We start from the raw sequence: 21,990 nt of genomic DNA, 5'->3' as shown, positions 1-21,990 counted from the left end.
TGGTCTCCCGGGTTGGGAGATGAGACGTTCCGGAAAGCCAGGCTCTCTGTCCGACGCAGGTCGGGCGGCCGTCTAAAACGATGATGACAGCCCAACCGATCGCGTCGGCAGCCGAGATCAATCAGATATCAATGCCCGACCAGTCGACGCCGGATCCACTCCTGTGCCTCGTCCAGGTCGGCAAACTTGGGTTTGACGGGATCATCGGCGCCGTCGAAACCCGCTTCGAGAAACCACTTGCCGGCATCCTCCTCGTGATCGTCGGAGAGGCGGACCAGCACGGCGACAAGGAGATCCGCGGCGAAGACCAGATGCCCTTCCGTATCGTCGCTGCCCGTCCTCACACGGACGGGCTCGAGGTGGACGCTCATGCGGTTCGCCGTTCCAGATGCAGATACGCAGGATCAAAGTCGCATGAGTCGGCAAGTTCCTGCCATTTGTAAATTTCCAGCGTGCCGCCATGCAGCGTGATCAAGTCCTTGCCGCGCAATTCCCTCAGCGTGCGATTGACGTGGACGTTCGACAGCCCGAGCGCGTCACCGAGGTCCAATTGCGTGAGCGGCAGCCGGTAGGCGTAATCCCGCGCGAGGCCCATCGCCTGGAGCTTGAGGTACAGCTCACAGAACAGGTGCGCGACGGCCTCGCAGGCCGTGCGTCGCCCGAGCCCGGTCATCCAGGCCCGAAAGACAGCCCCGTCCACCAGCGTGTCGCGCCAGAGGATCGCCGCGATCGCAGGGAAAGCCGCCGTCAGATCGAGCAGAGCCTCATGAGGGATGAATGCTACGACGGCGGAGCTCAGCGTGCACACGTTGTGGTCCATGACACGGATGTGCAGGCTCTGCAGATCGGGGATGTCGCCCGGGATATGGAACGAGAAGATCTGGCGTTTGCCTTCGCTGAGGAGCTGGTAGCGGCAGGCCCAGCCCTCCAGCAGCAGGCAGCACTGGGACGGTCGATCCTTCTCGCGGACGATGTCCTGATGCGGGCCCAGTGGCCTGACCGTGACGGGCAAGTGCGCGATGGCCTCCCTCTCCTCGTCGGAGAGCCGCGCGGCCCCGCCCAGCTTGCGAATGAACATGTCCGTGGAGTGGTTCGGTGTGGGGGCCACAGCGACTCCCCCTTGCTTTGCAGGTGGAAGCGCCCGCCTCTCCCAGCCATCGGCACCTGGCTCGACGCAACCGATGATGACTCGAGATATGTCGTGGGCTATGATTGACAACCATCATGCGTAAAGAAGTTGTGTTTGGTGCGCTGTCGAACAAAGGCCATGCCAGAAAAAAGCGTTGGACCGCAACGGGGTGCACGGCTACTTCCCAAGATATCGGCCCAAGATATCGGCTGTTGAGCATCGAAACCCGGCATCCCGCATCAGTCAGACCCGTCACATAGGCGAATGACGCGCGGGTCGTGCGGTGCAAGGCACATCGTCCAACCGCCCACGGTCAGGCTCCGGCCCGATGCGGCAATCGGGATAGTCATGACCCACCGGTTCCAGAACCGCCTTCTCCGGACGCTGCCGGACGCCGATCTCGCGCTGCTGACGCCCCACCTCGTGCCCGTTCCCCTCGAGATCGGAGCGGTCGTCATCGGGATGAACGAGCCGTTCACCCACGCCTACTTCCCGGAGAGCGGCCTCGCCTCGGTCATCTCGCGGACGCACGACCAGCGTAACCTGGAGGTCGGCCTCTTCGGGCGGGACGGCATGGTGAGCACGGCCCTCGTTCTCGGCGCCGACCGCACGCCGCACGAAACCTTGGTTCAGGTGGCCGGGACATGGCTGCGCATCGAGGCCGACCGCCTGCGCGAGGCGATGCGGCAGAGCCCCGCCCTGACCGGCGTGCTGATGCGCTACGTGCAGGCCTTCCTGCTCGTTCTGTCGCAGACCGCGCTCTCGAACGGCAGCTACACGGTGGAGGAGCGCCTCGCGCGCTGGCTTCTGCTGGCGCACGACCGGCTCGACGGGGACGAGCTTCCGCTCACGCACGAGTTCCTGTCGCTGATGCTGGGTGTGCAGCGCGCCACGGTGACCCTGGCCACGCACATGCTGGAGGGAAAGGGCATGATCCGGGCGAAGCGAGCCCGGATCATCATTCTGGACCGCGCCAAGCTCGAGACGGCAGCGGGCGACACCTACGGTGTGGCCGAACGGGAATACGAACGATTGATCGGCCCATTCAGGAAGATCGAGACGAAAGACAATTCACAGCCATCGAGCGAATTCTGATTTCATCAATCCGCATGATACCCAAGACCCAGGGCGTGTGCGTCTGTCTCTGGCAGTACCGACATCCGCACGCTCACTCCGGGATCGCGCGACGGAGCCCGGAATGAGCGTGCGGGTATAAAGTTCTCGGTAGGCAATCAGGCAGGCGCTCAGTTGTGGCGCGGACCTGATCAGGACCGGTCCGCTCTCCGGCGCAGGGGCGCGATCAGGCGCTCGTACTCAGCCTCGGCCGGTCCATACGCGTCCCCGGCGGTGCCCTCCAGGCCGGCACGGTCGAGCACGCGGATACGGCCGCGCCGGGCCTGGATGAGGCGCGCGCCCTCGAGGATCTGCAGCGCCAGCGTGACGGTGCTCCGGCGCGTGCCCAGCATCATCGACAGGAACTCGTGGGTGATCGTCAGCTCGTCGCCGTCCTGACGGTCGTGGTACATCAGGAGCCAGCGTGCGAGCCGTTCCTGGACCGGGGCGCTGGCATTGGCGTGAGCGGTCTGGGCCGTCTGAACCAGGAACGTGTGCGTGTAGCGCAGCAGAAGGGCGCGGAACGACGGACTGGCATCCATGATCGCGCGGAATGCCTCGGCGCCGATGCGGTAGCCGTGGCCTCCCGCCTGCATGAAGGTCTGCTGCGGGATCCGATCCGAACCGAGCACCAGGGCCGGACACGCGAAGCCGTCGCGGCCGAACAGACCGACTTCGATGCGACCGCCTTCCTCGGCGCTCACGATGACCGATCCCAGCCCCGCCTCGATGAAGGTTGCGTACGCGATCGGCTGGCCGGCCTCGATGAGGACTGCGTTGAGCGGCAGGCCGACCGGCTCCAGGTGCAACCGGATCCGGGCGAGATCGGTCTCGGACAGGCTGGCGAGCAACCGGTTCTGGTAGGAGGACGCAGGCACAGGCAGTCGATCTGAACGTGGTCGGCGAGAGATCCTGCCGCATACCGGATCGATCGACGGAAACGAGAGAATTGTCGACGGAAGGCGAGAACGGTTTGGAACCGCACAGTTTCACATTGAAGTGTGTTTGATCCAAGTTAAAGTTCGCGGGATTTGACCGACCGATCTTATTCGCTGCGTACGGCATCCGACGCAACCAGGGCGCCCGGATCGTCGCAACCCACGCAGCGCGATGCGACAGGCCGAGAATACGGCCCTGCGCAGTCCGGCCGTTGCCTTGCGCGCAGCCATCGAGGGGAGCCTGGCCCCGTCGGCCAGGAGCAGGCTGGCCGTGGCGCCGATCCGCGGAGCATCGCCTCATACCTGCGCATCATACCTGCGTATGAGCACGCTTGCGGAAGGTGTGATCGCGCTCAGACCACCCGTCGATATCGCGGCCGGGCCGGATCGCTAGAATGATCCTCGTCGCCGGTCAGGGGAGCGATCCACGGGCCAGGCGCTCCTCGAACCAGCAGCACGACCCATCCGCCCCGTCCGGCGCTCGCCCGCCGGAGATCGCGGGGTCGTGGGCGACGGAAAGCCCATCCCTGCCCGACCGGCCCGGATCCGGTCGTCCGGCACTCTCGCATGGAGACGAAACGATGCAACTCACCGGCAACACGATCTTCATCACCGGTGGCACCTCGGGCATCGGCCGCGGCTTCGCCGAGGCCTTTCACCGGCTCGGCAACCAGGTGATCGTCGCGGGCCGCCGCCGCGCGCTCCTCGACGAGGTCACGGCGGCCAATCCCGGGATGCGGTCGATCGAGCTCGACATCGCCGATCCGGCGGCGATCACGGCCGTTGCCGCGACGCTGGTCTCCGAGTTCCCGAGGCTCAACGTGCTGTTCAACAACGCCGGCATCATGCCCTTCGACGACGCGTCCGGGGTGATCGACGATGCGGTGGCCCAGGCGATCCTGACCACCAACCTGCTCGGGCCGATCCGGATGACCTCCGCCCTGATCGAGCACCTGAAGGCGCAGCCGCGGGCCACGATCATCAACAACACCTCGGTCCTCGCCTTCCTGCCGCTGGCGAGCACGGCGGTCTATTCGGCGAGCAAGGCGGCCCTGCACGCCTACACGCTTTCCCAGCGCTTCATGCTGCGCAACACCCGCGTCACGGTCCAGGAGATCGCGCCGCCCTGGGTCGATACCGACCTGATCAAGAAGAGCGGCGATCCGCGCGCCATGCCCCTCGACGCCTTCATCGCCGAGACGATGGCCGGGCTCGGCACCGAGGCCGAGGAGGTCGTGGTCGAGGCGGTGCGCTCCGTGCGCGACAATCCGGGCGCCAAGGAGCACGCGATGGTCAACGCCTTCAACGCCGCGCTCGTCGCCAACCCGATCCCGGTCTGAGCCCCGCGCCCCCGGGCGGGCCGTCGAGGCCCGCCCGTTACCGAACCGCTTCGAGGAGGACGTGCGATGAGCGAGCAGTACGACGCCGTGGTGATCGGCAGCGGCGAGGGCGGCAAGTTCCTGGCCTGGGACCTGGCGAAGGCCGGGCAACGAGTCGCGGTGGTCGAGCGCCGCTGGATCGGCGGCTCCTGCCCCAACACCAACTGCCTGCCGAGCAAGAACGAGATCTGGAGCGCCGAAATCGCCCACCTCGCCCGGAATGCGGGCCGCTACGGCGTCGAGACCGGCCCGGTCCGGGTCGACATGCGCCGGGTGGTCGAGCGCAAGCGGGCGATGGTGGCCGGCCTCGTCGACATGCATCTCGACAAGTACCGCGACAGCGGCGCCGAGCTGGTCATGGGGAGCGCGCGGTTCACCGGACCGAAGACGGTCGCGGTCGCGCTGAACGCGGGCGGGGAGCGGGTGCTCACCGCCGACACGATCGTCCTGAACCTCGGCACGCGCCCGGCCGTCCCCGGGGTGCCGGGCTTGCGAGAGGCGGAGCCGCTGACCAACATCGAGGCGCTCGAGCTCGACGCGTTGCCTGACCACCTGATCGTGCTGGGCGGCGGCTATGTCGGCCTCGAACTGGCGCAGGCCTATCGCCGGTTCGGCAGCGCCGTCACGGTGATCGAGCGCGGCGACCGGATCGCGGGCCGCGAGGATCCGGACGTGGCGGACGAGCTGGCGCGGCTCCTCGCGGCCGAGGGAATCACGCTCCTGACGGGCACCGAGGTGGTACGCGTGCGCGGCCGCTCGGGCGACGCCGTCGAGGTCGCGGTGCGCTCCGGCGAGGGCGAGGGCGTGGTGGCGGGAAGCCACATCCTGGTCGCGGCGGGGCGCACGCCCAACACCGACGGGATCGGGCTCGACCGTGCCGGCGTCGCGGTGACGGAGCGCGGCACGATCCAGGTCGACGACCGGCTCGCCACGACGGCGCCGGGCGTCTGGGCGATCGGCGAATGCGCCGGCAGCCCGGCCTTCACCCATGCCTCGGCGGACGATTACCGGGTGGTGCGCGACGCCCTCCGCGGCGGTCCGCGCTCGACCGCCGGCCGGCTGATGCCCTATTGCCTGTTCACCGACCCGCCGCTCGCCCGCGTGGGTGCGAGCGAGACGGAGGCGCGGGCGGGCGGCGCGGAGATCCGGGTCGCCAGGCTGCCGATGCGGGCGGTGCTGCGCACCCGGACCACGGGCCTGACCGACGGCTTCATGAAGGCGGTGATCGGCCCGGACGACCGCATCCTCGGCTTCGCGATGCTCGGGACTGACGCCGGCGAGGTCATGGCGGCGGTCCAGGTCGCGATGCTGGCCGGCCTGCCCTACACCGCGTTGCGGGACGCGATCCTGGCGCATCCGACGACGGCGGAGGGGCTGAACGCCCTGTTCGCGGCCGTGCCGCCGCGCTGAAGCGCTCAGGCCTCCGCGGCGGCCGGCTCGGCCGCCGCGGCGCCGGCCCCGTCGCAGAGCGGCAGCTCGACCTCGAAGGTCGCGCCTGTATCCTCGTTGTTGCGGCCGCGGAGCGTGCCGCCATGGGCCTCGACGATGGCCTTGCAGATCGACAGCCCGATTCCCATCCCGTCGCGCTTGGTGGTGAAGAACGGGCTGAACAGCTTCGGGAGCTGGTCGGGCGCGATGCCGGTGCCGCGGTCGCTCACCGACAGCCGGACCCGGTCCGGCGACGGAGCGGAGAGCGCGATCCGAAGCTCCCGCCGGGCCTCCGGCACTGCCCGCATCGCGTGCAGGCCGTTCGTCACCAGGTTGACGACGACCTGCTGCAGCTCGACCCGGTCGGCGAGGACGCGGACCTCCGGCACCGAGACGTGCATGCGCACCATCGCCGCGGCGGCGGAGATCTCGCGGTCGAGGAGGCTCGCGGCCTCGGCGAGAACGAGGCGCAGGTCGACGATCTCGGGCTCGCGCCGGTCGCGCCGGAGCTGCTCCCGGGTCCGCTGGACGATCTGGCTCGCCCGCATGCCGTCGCGCACCGCCCGCTCGGCCGCTCGCGCGGCCGCCTCGAGGTCCGGCGTCTCGCGCCGGAGCCAGCGCAGGCAGGCCTCGGCGCTCATCACCATCGCGCCGATCGGCTGGTTGACCTCGTGGGCGATCGAGGCCGAGATCGCCCCCACCGTCGCGACCCGTCCGGCCCGCGCGAGCTCGCTCTGCGCGGCGAGGAGCGCCTCCTTGGCGCGCTCGCGCTCGGTCACGTCGATCATCGCGCATGGAACCCGGTCGTAGCCCGAGGGCTCGTCGGGCAGCGCCATGACCAGGATCACGATGACCTCCCGGCCGTCGGCTCGGACGAGCCGCGTTTGCGTCTCGAACCGGCCGCTGCCGTGGACGAGCCGTGCGAGGAGCGGTTCCAGGAGGTCGTGGCCCGGCGGCAGGAAGCGGTCGATCGGACCGAGCACCGCCTCCCGCGAGGCGCCGCCGAGGAGCTGCACCGTCGCCTCGTTCGCGTCGATCAGGGTGACGAGCCGCGCGCAGGCCGCGAGATGCGCACGATCGGCCACGATGACGTTCCCGCCCTGCGGGGCCGCCTGCTCGTGCGCCGCGGCGAGGTCGATCTCGCACAGCGCGACGTGGGTCTGCTCGAATAGCGAGCGGTAGCGCCGCTCGCTGCGGGCGAGCGCCCCGAGGGCGCGCTGGCGGGCGCTCACGTCGAAGGCGATCAGGCTGATCCCGCCGGTCAGGGCGAGGTAGAAACCCACGGCGGTCAGGCCGCTCTGCTCGGCGAGTCCTTGCGCGATCATCGGCGAGAACGCGCCGCCGACGATGCCGCCGACGTTGAAGGCGACCGAGGTGCCGGAGTAGCGCACCCGCGGCGGGAACAGGCTCGGCAGCCAGGCCCCGAGCGGCCCGTTGACGAAGCCCATCACCCAGAGCGCGAAGGCGAGGAACACGAAGGTGGTGACGAGGGACCCGCTGCCGAGCATCGGCGCCAGCAGGATGCCGGAGACGATGGTCCCGGCGCAGCCGACGATCAGGACGCGGGTCGGGTCGATGCGGTCGGACAGCCAGCTCGCGGTGACGATCGCCGCGGCCATGAACAGGATCGCGCCGAGCTCGACCACCAGGAACGAGGCCCGGGAATGGCCGAGCATCGTCGTGCCGTAGCCGAGCGCGAAGGCGGTCGCGGTCCAGAACAGCGAGAAGCAGGCCACCACCCCGAAGATCCCGGCGACGACCTGGCCGGAATGCAGGCGCAGCAACTCGACGAGCGGCGCCCGCGGGGGCTTGGCCTCCTTGAGCGAGGCGGTGAATTCCTCGGTCTCGCCGAGATGGGTGCGCACCCACAGCCCGAGCCACACCAGGGGGGCGCTGAGCAGGAACGGCACCCGCCAGCCCCAGTCCGCGAATTGCTCCGGGGTCAGCGTCAGGGTGAGGATCAGGAAAAGCCCGTTGGCGACGAAGAAGCCGAGAGGCGCACCGAGCGGCGCGAACATGGCGTAGCGCGCCCGCCAGCCCGGCGGCGCGTTCTCGAGTGCCAGGAGGGCGGCACCGCTCCACTCGCCGCCGAGCGCCAGGCCCTGCCCGAAGCGCAGGAGGCAGAGCAGCACGGGCGCGAGCCAGCCGGCCAGCGCGAAGGTCGGCAGGAGGCCGATGGCCGAGGTCGAGAGCCCCATCAGCAGGAGCGAGGCGACGAGCGTGGCCTTGCGCCCGACGCGGTCGCCGAAATGCCCGAACACCGCGCCCCCGATCGGCCGGGCCACGAAGGCGAGGCCGAAGCTCGCATAGGCGCTGATCAGCTCGGCCGATTGCAGCGCGGCCGGGAAGAACAGCGGCCCGAAGATCAGGCTCGCGGCGGTCGCGTAGATGTAGAAGTCGTAGAACTCGACGGTGGTGCCGATCAGGCTGGCGAGGAGCACCCGGGCCGTGGTCTGTCCGGAAACCGGCTTCACCGACACCGTCATGCGCTCGCCTCGTCCCTTCGGTCCCTGGCCAGGGCCGTCCGGCAGCGCGATCCTCGCCCGGGATCGCTGCGCCAAGCGACGGCGTCCTGACGGCATGCGTCGTTGTTAGCTCATAGCTCGACCATACGTCGAGGCCCTCGCTGCAGTGCACATCCCCCTTGGCGACGCTTGATCGGCCGGCGACGCAGCCTGTAAGCACGACCATTGGGGTCGCCGACCGGAGAGGCACGCGAGGGCTCGTCGATGACGGTGGCAGGCAACATTCGAGGTGCGTCGGCAAAGCCGGCCGCCGACGCGACAACTCCGCTGGTGGTCATCGTCGAGGATGACGAGGGGATCCGTGAGGGGCTGCAGGACCTGCTGCGGTCGGTCGGTCTCGACGCGATCGCGTTCGGGTCGACCAGCGACCTTCTCGCGGCGAGCCTGCCGGACCGGCCGGGCTGCCTCGTGCTCGATGTCCGGTTACCCGGCGCGAGCGGGCTGGACCTGCAGTCGAGGCTCGCTGCGACCGGCAGCCGCCTGCCGGTCATCTTCATGACCGGCCACGGCGACATCCCGATGAGCGTCCGGGCGATGAAGGCCGGCGCGCTCGATTTCCTGACCAAGCCGTTCCGCGACCAGGACATGCTCGATGCGATCGCCGTTGCGATCGAGCGGGACAAGGCCCGGCGGGCCGAGAGCGCCGGCACGGCCGAGCTCGCCGGGCTCGCCGCGACCCTGACCGCCCGGGAGGCCGAGGTGATGCAGCACGTCGTCGAGGGGCTGCTCAACAAGCAGATCGCCCACGCGCTCGGCATCAGCGAGATCACGGTGAAGATCCACCGCGGCAACGTCATGCGGAAGATGCAGGCAGGCTCCGTCGCCGACCTCGTGCGCAAGGCCGAGGCGCTGAAGGCCCTGGCGGGCGGCTGACCGCGCCGAGGCCGGCGGCGTTCGGTGCGGCCCGCCGGAGGGCCGGACGATCGGGTCGTACCACACCATCGTATGATTCCGCCGACGCGGCAGCCGGCTCATCTGAGGGGCGAGAGAGCGTGCCCGCGCGGGGCACCGGAAAGGGCGCCCCTTGTCCGTCGGGAAGACAACGGTTGCAGTCGTCGACGACGACGAGGCGGTGCTGGACGCGACGTCCGGCTTCCTCGAGTCGCTGGGCTACGATACCGTCGCGTTCAACTCGGGCACGGCGTTCCTGGCGTCCGAGGTGTTCCTGGCCTCGGGGGCGACCGGCCGCGTGGCCTGTCTCCTGACCGATGTCGACATGCCGGGCCTCAACGGCCTGGAGCTGCAGGAGCGCGTGCGGCGGGTCCGCCCCACCCTGCCGATCATCATGATGACGGCTTTGTCCGACGACTCGCTCCGTCGGCGCGCCCTCGCGGGCGGCGCGCGGGACCTCCTGCGCAAGCCCCTCGCGGCCGACGACCTGATCCGCTGCCTCGAGGGCACGGTCGGGTCCTGACCCGGCGATCCAATCTCGGTGACGCACGCCCGAGGCGGTCCGCGGGCGCCGAGCCGGTCGGGCGCAGCACGACCGGGGCCGGCCCATCTCCCGGCTCGCCGCCCCGAGGACCGGTAGGCGGACGGGATGTCCTGTGCCGCCGGCGGCCGCCACCGGGAGACGCGCGCAGAGCAGGTGCCGTCCCGTTCCGTACCTCGTCCCGATCGGGGTGAGCCTTCGTCGTCGTCGGGGGCGAGACAGAACGATCGAACGGCGGACGGCCGGCAGTCAGACGCCCACCTGTCGTCACGATGACGGCGAACAATTCCATCATACCGCAGGACAGGCTGGCGGACGCCCGCGCCCGACGACACCCGACGCTTCGGGTCGTCGCGGCTTGCGACGTCTCCGACCGCCCCGGGGCAAACCTCCGTATGATTTCGCTCCTTACGGCCACGATGCATGGTCCGGCCCATGGATGCGGCGCCCCGGATCGGGGCCGGTCGAGACGGCGGGGATGGGAGCGATGGTGGCGATTCCGGCAGGTGGCGATGCCCTCACCCGTGCCGAGGCCGGCCGCAGCGCCATGGCCCGGCTCCTGGCCGTGGCCGGGCACGATCTCAAGCAGCCGCTCCAGGTCGCCCTCATGGCCATCGAGCGCGCCATGTCCGACGGCGTCGCGCCCCGGGCGGCCGCCCGGCTCGGCTTGGCCAGCGACGCCCTGGTGCGGCTTGGCCGCGAGCTCGACGACCTCGCCCGCACGTCCCAGGTCGGCGACGCGCCACCGCGCCTCGGTCCGGTGCCCCTCGGTCCCCTTCTCGCCGCGGTCGCCGCGGAGTGGCAGCCCTATGCCGAGGCGGTCGGCGTCCGCTTGCGGGTGCGCCCCTCGGGGCTGCGAGTGGAGAGCGAGGCCGCGATGCTCGCGACGATCCTGCGCAACCTCGTCGGCAACGCCGTCAAGTATGCGGGCCGGGGCGGCCGGGTGGTCGTCGGGTGCCGCCGGCGGCGGGGCCGGATCGCGATCGAGATCCACGACGACGGGCCGGGCATCGCGCCGGAGCGCCTCGCCGGCATCTTCGAGGCCTTCGACCGAGCCGGTCGCCGCGACGGGGCCGGGCTCGGCCTCGGGCTCCACATCGTGCGCCAGACCGCCCAGGCGCTCGGCCACCCGATCGGCGTGCAATCCCGCTGCGGCCGGGGATCGGTCTTCGGCGTGACCGTGGACCGCTCGGTCCACACGACGCCGGAGGGGATCGTCCTGCACGGCTGAGCGGTCCGTACAGTGCGGGACCGTCCGCTGCGGGGGGCGCAAGACGCAGCAGACACGGTTTCGCAAGCCGACGCCGTGCCCGTCTATATTCTTGTTTTTTCGCACCTTATCGTGGCAAAATCGGCATTCATGTAAATCTTGTTATTGGCTGAGGTCCGGTTGACCGACTCGGCCAGTATCGACGCCCTGTTCATCATGCCGGGGTCGCGCAGCGGATCCCGGGATCCATCACCGCCGACAGGTCAGGATAAGGCAGACCCCGGTCGTCGTGTCTCGGAACGTCCGCGGTCATGGATCCCGGGTTCCCGCCGAGGCCCATGCCGGTGATGGGGAGAGTTCTTGGCACGCAGAGGCATGCCGGCTTTGTTGCTGCATCAAACACATACCCATACCCTGGCGCCCTCGCATCGACGTGTCGATGCGAAGGCGACCGGCGCATCAGCGCCGGCGCCCGTTCGGGCTTGCCTGGCACCTTCGAACGCGTCCGTTCGAAGGCGCGGCGGTATCAGGTGGACGATGACTAGGCGGAGCGCTGCCCGCTTTGTCATTTGCTTCCTGCGGTTCCGGATTACGTCTCGCGCCCGTAGGGCATCAGCTCTGTCGGGGCTGATCAAACAGGCGGCAGCATGTCGGACGAAAAAGGCGCGGATCGTCTTTCCACCGGTCATGCGATTTCCGATTGACTGCTTGGCAATGTAGAAATCGGCTTCAGCCAGGCGCCGCGCGGGCTGCTGAGACGAATTCTGGAAGGAATCGTCCGGAACTCGTCTCAGCCCTGAATGGCACGCCACGACATCTCCGCCGATCCCATACCTTCGTATGGTCTGAACAGATGAAAGTAGGCGCCAACATATATTCGTTGGCGATACGCTAATCGCGGCAATTATTTATATTCGACATAGGCGCCGCACCTGGCAGGCGGCGCAATATCGGAGATAGTCAGATGATGTACCGGTTGATCGTCGCGGCCGCCCTCCTCGCCGCGAACGGCAGCGCTCTCGCGCAGCAGACGCACACGATCGACGTGTGGGGCGCGCGGATCGAGGTGCCCGACCAGGGCCCCGGTGGCCTGCTCGGCGACGGCGCGATGCGCGGGCGCGAGACGGACATCGTGACCGGCGCGACGATTCTCGGGGGCTCGGCAGCCCGGCCCCTGGCGCACACCGCTCCGGCCCGTCTGGGCACGGGCGGGCAGCGGCGTTGAGCCTGGGCCGAAAGCGTACCCCGAGCCGGCGGGACGCCGGATCGGTTCTCGACCGGCGCTGCACCGATGGACGACCGGTTTAGAAGAAAATCCGATCATAGCGATTTGAACTATGCGCTTACCGGATTGATCCCGGGCCGGCATTCTCGCCTCGTCCCGATCGTCGCGGACGACACACCGCCGCCCCTCGAGGTCGGCGGGCTCGCCGAACATCGACGACCGCCATCCCCGACGAGGGCCGTCATGTCCGCCTCAGCCATCGACCCGTGCCCCACCTCCCCCGTCCTCCCGGCCGCGTCGCGCGACGGCGCCTCCGGTGCCGCCGCCGGGGGGCCGGTACCGGGCGGGCTGCGGGCCCGGTACGGTCCCGCTCTCCTCCTCGGCGGCGCGATCCTGCTCTGGGGCGCCAACTGGCCGGTGATGAAGGTGGGCCTCGGCCACGTCTCGCCGCTCTGGTTCTCCGCCTCGCGATTCACCTTGGGCGCGGCCTGCCTGTTCGCCTGGCAGGCCTGGCGTGGGGAAGTGCGGCTGCCCGAGCGGGCCGACCTGCCCGTCGTCGCCTCGATCGGCCTCCTGCAGATGATGCTGTTCACGGCTCTCGGCGCCGTGGCGATGACCCATCTGCCGGCCGGCCGCTCGGCGATCCTGAGCTACACCACGCCGATCTGGGTTCTGCCCGCCGCGCTCCTCCTGTTCGGCGAGCGGATCGGGCGGCGGCGCTGGATCGGGATCGGCCTAGCTGGCCTCGGCGTCCTCGCGCTGCTCAACCCGCACGCGATCGACTGGCGGGACGGGCCGATCGTCGGCGCCAACGCGATGCTGCTCGCCGCGTCCGCCGCCTGGGCCCTGTGCATCCTGCACCTGCGCTACGGCCGCGCGGCCTCCCCGGCGATCCGGCTCGCGCCCTGGCAGATGCTGCTCGCCGCGGCGGTGCTGACGCCGCTCGCCCGCGTGGTCGAGGGGCCGTTCACCGGCGACGGCACGGGCACGCTCTGGGCCTGCCTCGCCTTCGTCGGCCCCGTCGCCACCGCCTTCTGCTTCTGCGCCGTCAACGCGGCGAGCGCCCGGCTGCCGGCGAGCGCGATGTCGACCCTGATGCTGGCGGTGCCGGTCGCCGGACTCGCCTTCTCCATGGCGGCCCTGCGCGAGAGCCCGGGCCCGGACCTGATCCTCGGCGCCGCCGCGATCGTGCTCGGCGTCGGGCTCAGCGCCCGCTCCTGATTCCCCCGACCGAAGAGAGGACCAGACCCATGAAGGCCGTCGGTTTCCACGCCTCCCTGCCGATCGACCACGACCAGGCGCTCGTCGATCTCGACCTCCCGGTCCCGGTGCCGGGGCCGCGCGACCTGCTCGTCCGGGTCCAGGCCGTGTCGGTCAATCCCGTCGACACGAAGGTCCGCGCCCGCGCGACGCCGGCGGAGGGCCGGCCGCAGGTCCTCGGCTACGACGCGGCCGGCGTGGTCGAGGCCGCGGGCCCGGACGTGCGCCGGTTCCGGCCGGGCGACGCGGTGTTCTATGCCGGCGACCTCGGCCGGCCGGGTACCAATGCCGAATTGCACTGCGTCGACGAGCGGATCGTCGGGCACAAGCCGGCCTCGCTCACCATCGCGGAGGCCGCCGCGATGCCGCTCACGGCGATCACCGCCTGGGAGGCCCTGTTCGACCGTCTCGACGTGCGAAAGGCCGTGCCGGGGGCCGCGCACGCGATCCTGATCATCGGCGGAGCCGGCGGCGTCGGCTCGATCGCGACCCAACTCGCGCGCCGGCTCACCGACCTCACGGTGATCACCACTGCCTCGCGCCCGGAGACGCTGGCCTGGAGCCGGGGGCTCGGCGCCCACCACGTGGTCGACCACCGCAAGCCTCTCGCGGCCGAGGTGGCGGCCCTCGGGCTCGGCGCGCCGGGCTTCGTCTTCTCGACCACCAGCACCGACCGGCACCTCGCCGAGATCGCCGCGCTGATCGCGCCCCAGGGCCGGTTCGCGCTGATCGACGACCCGGCGAGCCTCGATGTCCTGCCGTTCAAGCGCAAGAGCGTCTCGACGCATTGGGAGTTCATGTTCACCCGCTCGATGTTCGCCACCGCCGACATCGCCGAGCAGGGCCGGCTCCTCGACGAGATCGCGCGGCTGGTGGATTCCGGCACGCTGCAGACCACTTTCGCGGAGAGCTTCGGCCCGATCTCGGCCGCCAATCTCCGCCGCGCCCACGCCCTGATCGAGAGCGGGCGCGCCAAGGGCAAGATCGTTCTGGAGGGATGGGCATGAGCGGCGAGGCGATGATGGATCGGCGCGCGTGGCTGGCGGGCGCCGCGGCCCTGGTGACGGCGGGCCCCGCCCACGCGGCCGAGCCCGCTCACCCGGCCAAGCCCGACCTGACGCTCGCCTTCGCGCTGCCGGACGCCGTCACCAACGGCGTCGCGGTGACGCCGGAGGGCCGGATCTTCGCCGCGCTCGCGCGCATCGACGGCAGCGCCGGTCCCCGCGTCGTCGAGATCCGCGACGGCCGGCCGGTGCCGTTCCCGGACGAGGGCTGGAACGCCTGGGCGGAAGAGGCCGACCCCGCCCGCACCCTGGTCTGGGTCAACTCCCTCCGGATCGGTCCCGACGGCGACCTCTGGCTCGTCGATACCGGCTCGCCCGGCTTCGGCAAACCGATGCGCCCGGGCGGCTGCAAGCTCGTCCAGGTCGACATCGCCGGCGCCCGGGTGCGGCGGACGATCCCGCTCGACGGCGTGGTGACGAGCAAGAGCTTCATCGACGACGTCCGCTTCAACGGCCCCCTCGCCTATCTCACGGATGCCGGCGCCCCGGCCCTGGTGGTGCTCGATCCCGCGACGGGCCGGGGCCGCCGGGTCCTCGAGGGCCATTCCTCGGTCACCGCCTCGCGGCCGATCTCGGCCGAGGGGCGCATCGTGCGCGGACCGGACGGCAAGCCGGTCTATGTCCATGCCGACCAGCTCGAAGTATCACCGGACGGCGCGTCTCTCGTCTACCAGTCCTGCACCGGGCCTCTGTTCCGCGTGCCGACGCGCCTGATCGACGATCCCGGGACGTCCCCTGCGGCGCTCGCCGCCTCCGTCGAGATCGTCGCCGACACGCCGCCGACCGGCGGCACGGCGATCGCCGCGGACGGCACCCTGTTCGTCAGCGACACCGATGCGCAGCGCATCCTGCGCATCGCCCCCGACGGCACCGCCTCGACCCTGATCCAGGACCCGCGCCTGCTGTGGGTCGACGCGATGTGGATCGATGCCGGCGGGAGGCTGTGGCTGCCGGCCGCCCAGCTCAACCGCCTCGCCCTGTTCCAGGGCGGCCGGAGCCAAGTGCGCTTTCCGGTCGAGGTCTACACGCTCCAGCTCGGTGCCGGGCCGGCGCCCAACGATCACCGCTGAGGAGAGAGGCCATGGCCGAGACACGGAAGACCGGGCGCTTCGACCTCGCGGCGATCGCTGCGGCGCTGCCGGACCAGGCGGAGACCCTGCTCGTCGACACCTACCTGACCGATCGCGAGGCGGCGAGCGCCCGGGTCTTCCGGGTCTACCGGGCGACGCCGCCGCACTATCACGCGACCTGCGACGAATACCTCCACGTGCTCTCCGGCCGCGGCACGTTCTGGATGGGGGATGCCGGCACGGAGGCCGAGTTCGGGCCGGGCGACCTGCTGTTCTTCGAGCGCGGCACGGTGCACGCCCTGCCAAGGATCATCGCGGAGCCGGTCGTCTTCCTGTCGGTCGACACGCCCCGGCGCGTCCCCACCGACATCGTGTTCGTGAACCCGCAGGACGGCAGCCCCGAGACCTTCATGGCCCGCAACGCGCCGACGCGCTGAGCGCCGCCAGGCGGCTCGCCGGGACCGGTGCGGCGACCCTTCCGCCGGCCTCCGCAACCGCCGATCAGGTGATCCTGCGGAGGGTTTCGATGGCGAGCGGCTCGGCGAGAAGCTCGTCGAAGCGGGCGGCGAGCGCACGGAAATTCACGCCGTCGGCATGGGCGTCGAGGGTGGCTTGGCTTTCCCAGCTCTCGACCATCACAATCGTACCGGCCCGCTCGCGGCTCTCGTGGGCGGTGTAGGCGAGACAGCCGGGCTCACCGAGCACCGCGGGCACGATGGCCGCCACCGCCTGCGCCAGCGCCGTCTCCTGCCCCTGGCGGGGCACCAGGCGGGCGATCAGGTGGACGTGATCGGACATGGTCTGCTTTCCTTCGCTTGCGCGATCCGGCAACGCCGGACCTTCGTCTCGGCGCGCCACGCGCCGGATTGCCGGGTGGGCTCAGGCCGCGATGGTCAGCGCATCGTGGCCGGCGAGGCTCTGGCTCAGGAACGTGATCAGCGGCTCCACGAGATCGGGCGCCCTGTCCTCGCCTAGAACCGTCACCTCGGTCATGGGAAGAGCCGGCCAGAGCTCCGGCGCCCGCAGGATCTGCATGCCCTCCTGCACGAAGGAGCGGCCGAGCAGCGTCACGCCGAGTCCGCCCGCGACCGCCGCCTGCACGCCCATCAGGCTGCTCGCCGTGCAGGCGGCGATCCAGTCGCGTCGCACGGAATCCAGCGCGGCGATCATCGACTCGCGGTAGCTGCAGGGTGGCGCCAGCATGACGAGGCGCGCCGGCCGGGTGAAGTCGAGCTGGTAATCCGCCGCGGCGAGCCACACGAGCGGCTCGCGCCAGATCACCCGCCCCCTCGCCTGCCCGCCGCTGCGCTTGGCGATCACCGCGTCGAGCCGGGCGGCATCGTAGGCCTCGAGCAGGGTGCAGCTCAGGCCGGTCATCAGCTCGATATGGACGTCGGGGTGGAGCCGACCGAACCGGGCGAGCAGCTTCGGCAGCTGGCCGGGGATGAAGTCCTCCGACACGCCGAGCCGCAGCGTGCCGCTGGCGGGAGGCTCGCGCCAGGCGCGCAGGACCCGGTCGTTGAACTCCAGCATCTGGCGCGCGGCGACGAGCAGCCGCTCGCCGTCCGGCGTCAGGGCGAGCGCGCGGCTGGTGCGGTCGAAGACGCGCCGCCCCAGGATCTCCTCGAGCCGCAGCACCTTCTGACTCACCGCCGATTGCGAGCGGTGGACCACGTCCGCCGCGGCGGTGAAGCTGCCGGTCTCCGCCACCGCCACGAAGGCCCGCAGAAGGTCGATCTCCAGGTCCGGGTAGCGCATCGTCCCGCCCGCTCCACTGCCACGACGCGGGTTCGTTCCCGCAAAAACCGCACCGCCCGTCAAGATCCGGACCGGCCAGCCTCCCGGGACGCCGTCCGCGCGACGGGCGTCTCGGCGGGCTCGACATGCTCGTCGGCCGGCAGGACGACGACCCTGGTCTCGACCGGGACCCGGCCGTAGAGGTCGATGATGTCCTGGTTGAACATCCGGATGCAGCCCGAGGACACGTCGGTGCCGATCGTGTGCGGCTCGGTGGTGCCGTGGATCCGGTAGAGCGTGTCGCGCGGGCCGTCGAAGAGGTAGAGGGCGCGCGGCCCGAGCGGGTTGCCCGGGCCGCCGGCCATGCCGTGGCGCCAGGGTCCGTTGCGCTCCGGCTCGCGGGCGATCATGTCCGGCGTCGGGGTCCAGCGCGGCCACTCGGCCTTGCGCCCGACCCGCGCCGTCCCGCTCCAGGCGAGCCCGGCCCGGCCGACGCCGACGCCGTAGCGCAGGGCCCGTCCGTTCTCGCGCACGAGGTAGAGGAACTTGTTGCCGGGATCGACCACCAGAGTGCCCGCCGGCTCGGCCCGCGGATAGGCGACCTCCCGACGGAAGTAACGGGGATCGACGTCGCCGATCTCGGTCGCCGGCAGGGCGAAGCGCTCCCCGGGCCGGGCCGCGTACATGGCGGCGTAGCCGGCCGTGAACGCCGCGGACGGCGCCGGTGCGACGGCCTCCGGCGGTGCTCCGACCGCCATGCAGCCGCCCGCGAGAAGGGCGAGAGGGACGAGCCGGACCAGGGCCCGAAGGCGCGAGCGGGCCTCTGCGGAGGTGAGCTGGGGCGATCCCGGTGCGAACATGACGACTCCCGGCCGTCGCGAGGCGCTGCCGCGGCGATGCGCAGGCTCCGTCGCGAATGCGATGCCGGACACGCTGCACCCGCGCGGACAATGAGGGAAACGCATAGTTCCGCTAGATCCTAGCAGCGACTCGAATACGCCCCGGTCCCGTCGGCGTCCCGGACCGGTCGGTGTCCTCGAGGACGAATCGTCGGCTCCCCGGAATCCGGATCGCTCGACTGTCGCCGTTTCCCTCCCGGAACGGTCATCAGGCGGCGGATTGCGGACCATCGGCAACAGGTCCGGGCTGCGTGAGGAATGACGTGGGACGCACCGAGGATCACGAGCAATCGTAAGGCCGCGGTGCACGGCCGAACGGCACTGTCGTGGGCCGTGGGCTGCAATCGAGCGATACTCCATACCTTCGATCACCCGGCATTTCCCGCAGCGAATCAGCATCTGCCCTGTCGGAGAGCAGCCGGACTTCAAAGAATGCTCGCAGCCGTCGTCATCGCACAGGTTTTCACTTTTCCTGACACCTCATCGACGATCTTCTTTGCCTCGTCCAGACTCTTGTGAAAGGTATCTCGCAGGACTGCCTCCACGTCCTTGACACCTGAGATGATACCGTCGGCGACAAGCTTGGCCCACCGCTCAGCGTCTTTGAGAAAATCCAGCAACGCGGTCTTGACGAGGTCAAATACGTTTGCGGCGAGTTTGGGGAGAGACTCCGTCCGCGTGTCGAGGTCGAATCGCGGCAGGGTGAGGGTCTGTCCGGCGAAGGCGAACGAACCGGCGAACCAGGCCCCGATCGCCTCCCCGACGACTCCGACCCGGAACTCTCCGCCCGCCCCCGTCGTGATGGTGATCTTGCCAAGCGGGCCAAGGTCGAAGGTGTCCAGCCCGACGTTGAGATGCCCCCCGATGTTGAGCGCCTTCAGGCCTGTGAACGTGCCGTCGAGGTCGGCGTCGAGCAGCGAGGCGATGGAGCCCTTCAATGTGAACAGGAACCCCTGCTTCGTGACCGAGACGGAGACGGCCCGCTTGATCCCGAGCAAGTCGAGGCTGCCGTCGACGATCAGGTGCGGAGAGCGCCGGGGCTCCGGCAATTGCGGCTGCGCGAAGGTCGCACCCGAGACGACCGGCCCCGTCTTTCCATCCAGCGACGAGACGCAGAACAGGGTCTCGGTGCCGATGACGATCTTGTCCATGGCGCCGTCGATCAGGAGGCCCTGGCTCGGCCGGACCATCACCTTTGCCTGCGCCTTGAGAAACAACAGTCTCAGGCCGGTATTGAAGAACAAGCCCTGCGGAAAGGTGATCGCGCCGAGCATCGTCTGTTGAGGCGCAAGGTAGATCTGAGGATCCAGCTTCACGACGATCTCGCTCCCCTGGAGCGACAGGTCGTAGTGCAGCATGTTGACGAGGTCCGTCACCGCCCATCGCCCTCCGCCGGGCAGCGCCACGACGAGCGTGTTCTGCGAGGCAGTGGCGAGCGTCACTCCGCCCGTCTTTAGGGCTGCCGCGACGGCGGTCAGGTCCAGATTGTCGAGGGACTGCGCGAGCGAGGACGGGACGCGGAACGGGTCGGTCCCCTCGAGGGCGATCTGGTCGAGGACGTCGTCGACGGTCGACGGAAGGACTGCGCCGGCGAACTTGTCGATCACGCCCTTGAGCGTGATGTCGCTGACCGATCCGGCGAGCAGGCTGCGGCTCGGATCGGTGGAGTCGAAGAAGACCGCGACGGAGGAGTCGAGCCCTTCGATGTCGAGGGTCGCGGCCAAGCCGAGGCTCGGGAGGCCCTCCCAGTCGGTCCCGATCACCAGGGCGAGGTTGGACAGCTTGAGATCGCCGAAATCGAGGGTGCCCTGCATCGAGCCCGACAGGAAAGCGCCGTTGGCCACGAACATGAGCGTCAGGTCGAAGCGCGTCGGCCTGCCCTGGATCGGCACCTGAAGAATCCCGGTGAGGAACAGCTCGATCTGCCCGCCCGCGATGGCCCCCCCGAACCGGCAGGCGAAGTCGAGATTACGGATCTTCGTCGTCATGGAGACGAAGAGCCTGGAATTCGCCGCCGGATCCGCGCCGACCTGCAGCGTGATGTCCAGAGAGGCGTGCAGCCCGAGCAGGTTCTTGAGCAGGGTCTGCTGCTTCGACGCGTCGAGGGTCCAACGGGCCGAGACATTGAACCCCCGGATCACCCCGCCGCCGAGGGCCTGCGCGGGCAGGTTGACATTGCCGGTGCGCAGCGTCGGCCCCTGGAAAGCCGCCAGTGCCGGGAACGTGAAGGCCGGGTCCGCGAAGGACGCGACCACGACGATCAACTCGGACAGCTGGAACACGTCCTCGAACGGTTTGAGACCGTCGAGGCCGGGCAGGCGCGACAGCCGCAGGCCCGTGAGGTCGATCCCTGTCGCGATCCCCCAGGTGCCACCCCTAGCCGTGGTGCGCCGCACTTCGAGCACCACGGTGCCGAGGCTCGCCATGGTCGTGGCGACCTGGAAGCTGTAATCCGCGCCGGCCTTCTCGATTCTGGCATAGGTGCCTTCGAGATCGATGTCGAAGCCGCTGGGCAGGGCCAGCCCGTCGTCGGTCAGGGTCGCAACGATGGCGCTCAGCCTGACGCTCGGGATCTCGCCCCGGAACACGAAGTTGCCCGGCGATTGGTAGCGCCCAGCGAGCGAGAAGGCGGTTCCGAACGCGATCGTGCCGTTGATCGCGACGGAACTCGTGCCCGAACCGCGACTCGCCACCACGGTGACGTCCTTGACTGTCAGGGGGACAGGCCCGAGGTCGATGCTCCATCCGGGCGCCGGGGCCAGCGCGGTGGCGAACCCGAAAGCGCCAGCCTTGTCGGCGGAGACCTCCAGTTCCGCCACACGCAGCTGACCGACCCCGATATCCGAGGGCATGCCGATGCCGGCCTCGTCGAACAGGGACGAGAGCGATATGGCGGCCGGCCGGGTGAGCCGAGCGACCGCGGCGACCTCGGGCAGCGTCACCATGACATCGAAGGGTGCACCGAGCAGGGTCAGGTCGCCGCCGAGCGTCGCATTCAGGGATCGCGCGGAGCGGCGGTTCAGCGGGTCGGCGACGTCGAAGGTCGCGTTCAGGGCGTCGATCGTGAAGCCCGGGACGACGGTCATGTCGATCTGAGGCATCCCGACCGTGATGCTGACGTCGTCGAGCGACACCGCCCCACCCGGAGCGCTCAGGCCGAGGCTCATCGCGTCGAGGGACAGGCTCCCGAGCTTGACGCGCAGGTCGTCCGGGAGAAGCCTGGCGAGATCCTCGCCGCCGGACAGGTCGGTCAGCTTCGCGAAGTTGGCGACGCTGAGGCCGTCGAACAGGCCGAACAACCACAGCCTGTCCCGGATGCCGATCCCCAGGGCCGTCAGGTCGAGCGTGAGCCCGGCGCTCCGGATCTCGAGCTTGGCGGCCGCCGCCGCGATCGGGGAGAAGCTGGGATTGGCCTGCGCCCATCCCCTGGTCGGCGGGCTGTAGATCCGCAGGCCGACATCGGACAGACGCAGCCCGCCGACCGTCTCGTCGACCCCGAGATCCGCCGCCAGCGACAGACCCGGGGGTGGTCAGCCCCCATCGGAGTGGTCCGCCCTGAAGTATGGCTTTGAGCCGACGGA

General features: G+C 69.9%; 19 protein-coding genes. 11 read left to right on the top strand and 8 right to left on the bottom strand.

Annotated features, from left to right (window positions below):
- Nucleotides 1-128 precede the first annotated feature (128 nt).
- Together MFF64_RS30415 and MFF64_RS30410 are read right to left on the bottom strand one after the other, a co-directional pair.
- The gene (locus tag MFF64_RS30415) at nucleotides 129-371 is read right to left on the bottom strand and encodes a hypothetical protein (RefSeq protein ID WP_099902980.1); all 243 of its coding nucleotides are present in this window, start codon (nucleotides 369-371) and stop codon (nucleotides 129-131) included.
- On the bottom strand, nucleotides 368-1,078 hold the full coding sequence (locus MFF64_RS30410) for a Crp/Fnr family transcriptional regulator (RefSeq protein ID WP_099902978.1): 711 nt from the start codon (nucleotides 1,076-1,078) through the stop codon (nucleotides 368-370). Before MFF64_RS30410 ends, MFF64_RS30415 begins: the two co-directional genes overlap by 4 nt.
- Before the next feature lie 399 nt (nucleotides 1,079-1,477).
- Here MFF64_RS30410 and MFF64_RS30405 point away from each other — a divergent pair, with 399 nt between their 5' ends.
- Nucleotides 1,478-2,224 carry a Crp/Fnr family transcriptional regulator gene (locus MFF64_RS30405; RefSeq protein WP_238193199.1) on the top strand — a complete coding sequence of 249 codons (747 nt, stop codon included), beginning with the start codon at nucleotides 1,478-1,480 and terminating at the stop codon, nucleotides 2,222-2,224.
- Nucleotides 2,225-2,394: 170 nt separating this feature from the next.
- On the opposite strand, the gene MFF64_RS30400 is transcribed toward MFF64_RS30405, so the two are convergent.
- Nucleotides 2,395-3,120: a Crp/Fnr family transcriptional regulator gene (locus MFF64_RS30400; protein ID WP_238193198.1), complete on the bottom strand. Its 726-nt coding sequence runs from the start codon at nucleotides 3,118-3,120 to the stop codon at nucleotides 2,395-2,397.
- Between the two features lie 641 nt (nucleotides 3,121-3,761).
- Between MFF64_RS30400 and MFF64_RS30395 the strand changes: the two genes are divergently transcribed.
- Together MFF64_RS30395 and MFF64_RS30390 are read left to right on the top strand one after the other, a co-directional pair.
- Nucleotides 3,762-4,520 (top strand): SDR family oxidoreductase, encoded by a 759-nt coding sequence (locus tag MFF64_RS30395; protein ID WP_238193197.1) that lies wholly within the window; start codon nucleotides 3,762-3,764, stop codon nucleotides 4,518-4,520.
- Nucleotides 4,521-4,586: 66 nt separating this feature from the next.
- Nucleotides 4,587-5,969 carry a mercuric reductase gene (locus tag MFF64_RS30390; protein WP_238193196.1) on the top strand — a complete coding sequence of 461 codons (1,383 nt, stop codon included), beginning with the start codon at nucleotides 4,587-4,589 and terminating at the stop codon, nucleotides 5,967-5,969.
- A gap of 5 nt (nucleotides 5,970-5,974) precedes the next feature.
- On the opposite strand, the gene MFF64_RS30385 is transcribed toward MFF64_RS30390, so the two are convergent.
- Nucleotides 5,975-8,473, bottom strand: a complete 2,499-nt coding sequence (locus MFF64_RS30385) for an MFS transporter (protein ID WP_238193195.1) — start codon at nucleotides 8,471-8,473, stop codon at nucleotides 5,975-5,977.
- Nucleotides 8,474-8,716: 243 nt separating this feature from the next.
- On the opposite strand from MFF64_RS30385, the gene MFF64_RS30380 reads away from it, so the two are divergent.
- From MFF64_RS30380 to MFF64_RS30345, 8 genes are all read left to right on the top strand, one after another.
- Nucleotides 8,717-9,385, top strand: a complete 669-nt coding sequence (locus tag MFF64_RS30380; protein WP_238193194.1) for a response regulator transcription factor — start codon at nucleotides 8,717-8,719, stop codon at nucleotides 9,383-9,385.
- Between the two features lie 151 nt (nucleotides 9,386-9,536).
- Nucleotides 9,537-9,926 carry a response regulator transcription factor gene (locus MFF64_RS30375; RefSeq protein WP_238193193.1) on the top strand — a complete coding sequence of 130 codons (390 nt, stop codon included), beginning with the start codon at nucleotides 9,537-9,539 and terminating at the stop codon, nucleotides 9,924-9,926.
- 505 nt (nucleotides 9,927-10,431) lie between these two features.
- Entirely contained in the window at nucleotides 10,432-11,175 is a 744-nt protein-coding gene (locus tag MFF64_RS30370; RefSeq protein ID WP_238193192.1) for a sensor histidine kinase, read from the top strand.
- Between the two features lie 943 nt (nucleotides 11,176-12,118).
- On the top strand, nucleotides 12,119-12,379 hold the full coding sequence (locus MFF64_RS30365; protein ID WP_238193191.1) for a hypothetical protein: 261 nt from the start codon (nucleotides 12,119-12,121) through the stop codon (nucleotides 12,377-12,379).
- Nucleotides 12,380-12,622: 243 nt separating this feature from the next.
- Nucleotides 12,623-13,600 (top strand): DMT family transporter, encoded by a 978-nt coding sequence (locus tag MFF64_RS30360; RefSeq protein ID WP_238193190.1) that lies wholly within the window; start codon nucleotides 12,623-12,625, stop codon nucleotides 13,598-13,600.
- 29 nt (nucleotides 13,601-13,629) lie between these two features.
- The gene (locus MFF64_RS30355) at nucleotides 13,630-14,646 is read left to right on the top strand and encodes a zinc-binding alcohol dehydrogenase family protein (RefSeq protein ID WP_238193189.1); all 1,017 of its coding nucleotides are present in this window, start codon (nucleotides 13,630-13,632) and stop codon (nucleotides 14,644-14,646) included.
- Entirely contained in the window at nucleotides 14,643-15,773 is a 1,131-nt protein-coding gene (locus MFF64_RS30350) for an SMP-30/gluconolactonase/LRE family protein (protein WP_238193188.1), read from the top strand. The genes MFF64_RS30355 and MFF64_RS30350 overlap by 4 nt, the downstream gene beginning before the upstream one ends.
- Before the next feature lie 11 nt (nucleotides 15,774-15,784).
- Nucleotides 15,785-16,210, top strand: coding sequence for a cupin domain-containing protein (locus MFF64_RS30345; protein WP_099900151.1), 426 nt, complete (start codon nucleotides 15,785-15,787; stop codon nucleotides 16,208-16,210).
- Between the two features lie 64 nt (nucleotides 16,211-16,274).
- Here the strand turns inward: MFF64_RS30345 and MFF64_RS30340 are convergent, their stop codons facing one another.
- The 4 genes from MFF64_RS30340 to MFF64_RS30325 all read right to left on the bottom strand — a co-directional run bounded on the left by MFF64_RS30340 (nucleotide 16,275) and on the right by MFF64_RS30325 (nucleotide 21,708).
- A complete protein-coding gene (locus MFF64_RS30340; protein WP_099900153.1) occupies nucleotides 16,275-16,571 on the bottom strand; it encodes a putative quinol monooxygenase in 297 nt (98 codons plus the stop codon).
- Between the two features lie 81 nt (nucleotides 16,572-16,652).
- Nucleotides 16,653-17,531 (bottom strand): LysR substrate-binding domain-containing protein, encoded by an 879-nt coding sequence (locus MFF64_RS30335; RefSeq protein ID WP_099900155.1) that lies wholly within the window; start codon nucleotides 17,529-17,531, stop codon nucleotides 16,653-16,655.
- 59 nt (nucleotides 17,532-17,590) lie between these two features.
- A complete protein-coding gene (locus MFF64_RS30330) occupies nucleotides 17,591-18,370 on the bottom strand; it encodes a L,D-transpeptidase (RefSeq protein WP_099900157.1) in 780 nt (259 codons plus the stop codon).
- Nucleotides 18,371-18,834: 464 nt separating this feature from the next.
- Entirely contained in the window at nucleotides 18,835-21,708 is a 2,874-nt protein-coding gene (locus tag MFF64_RS30325) for a hypothetical protein (RefSeq protein ID WP_238193187.1), read from the bottom strand.
- Between the last annotated feature and the right edge of the window lie 282 nt (nucleotides 21,709-21,990).

Source organism: Methylobacterium frigidaeris, from assembly GCF_022179185.1.
Lineage (GTDB): Bacteria > Pseudomonadota > Alphaproteobacteria > Rhizobiales > Beijerinckiaceae > Methylobacterium > Methylobacterium frigidaeris.
The sequence above is the reverse complement of the archived record's forward strand: the minus strand, read 5'-3'. Positions and strand labels throughout refer to the sequence as shown.

Excerpts from the sequence above, each read along its gene's own strand:
- MFF64_RS30415 (WP_099902980.1), bottom strand. The coding sequence starts at position 371 with ATGAGCGTCCACCTCGAGCCCGTCCGTGTGAGGACGGGCAGCGACGAT.
- MFF64_RS30410 (WP_099902978.1), bottom strand. The coding sequence starts at position 1,078 with ATGTTCATTCGCAAGCTGGGCGGGGCCGCGCGGCTCTCCGACGAGGAG.
- MFF64_RS30405 (WP_238193199.1), top strand. The coding sequence starts at position 1,478 with ATGACCCACCGGTTCCAGAACCGCCTTCTCCGGACGCTGCCGGACGCC.
- MFF64_RS30395 (WP_238193197.1), top strand. The coding sequence starts at position 3,762 with ATGCAACTCACCGGCAACACGATCTTCATCACCGGTGGCACCTCGGGC.
- MFF64_RS30390 (WP_238193196.1), top strand. The coding sequence starts at position 4,587 with ATGAGCGAGCAGTACGACGCCGTGGTGATCGGCAGCGGCGAGGGCGGC.
- MFF64_RS30385 (WP_238193195.1), bottom strand. The coding sequence starts at position 8,473 with ATGACGGTGTCGGTGAAGCCGGTTTCCGGACAGACCACGGCCCGGGTG.
- MFF64_RS30380 (WP_238193194.1), top strand. The coding sequence starts at position 8,717 with ATGACGGTGGCAGGCAACATTCGAGGTGCGTCGGCAAAGCCGGCCGCC.
- MFF64_RS30370 (WP_238193192.1), top strand. The coding sequence starts at position 10,432 with ATGGTGGCGATTCCGGCAGGTGGCGATGCCCTCACCCGTGCCGAGGCC.
- MFF64_RS30365 (WP_238193191.1), top strand. The coding sequence starts at position 12,119 with ATGATGTACCGGTTGATCGTCGCGGCCGCCCTCCTCGCCGCGAACGGC.
- MFF64_RS30360 (WP_238193190.1), top strand. The coding sequence starts at position 12,623 with ATGTCCGCCTCAGCCATCGACCCGTGCCCCACCTCCCCCGTCCTCCCG.
- MFF64_RS30355 (WP_238193189.1), top strand. The coding sequence starts at position 13,630 with ATGAAGGCCGTCGGTTTCCACGCCTCCCTGCCGATCGACCACGACCAG.
- MFF64_RS30350 (WP_238193188.1), top strand. The coding sequence starts at position 14,643 with ATGAGCGGCGAGGCGATGATGGATCGGCGCGCGTGGCTGGCGGGCGCC.
- MFF64_RS30345 (WP_099900151.1), top strand. The coding sequence starts at position 15,785 with ATGGCCGAGACACGGAAGACCGGGCGCTTCGACCTCGCGGCGATCGCT.
- MFF64_RS30340 (WP_099900153.1), bottom strand. The coding sequence starts at position 16,571 with ATGTCCGATCACGTCCACCTGATCGCCCGCCTGGTGCCCCGCCAGGGG.
- MFF64_RS30335 (WP_099900155.1), bottom strand. The coding sequence starts at position 17,531 with ATGCGCTACCCGGACCTGGAGATCGACCTTCTGCGGGCCTTCGTGGCG.
- MFF64_RS30330 (WP_099900157.1), bottom strand. The coding sequence starts at position 18,370 with ATGTTCGCACCGGGATCGCCCCAGCTCACCTCCGCAGAGGCCCGCTCG.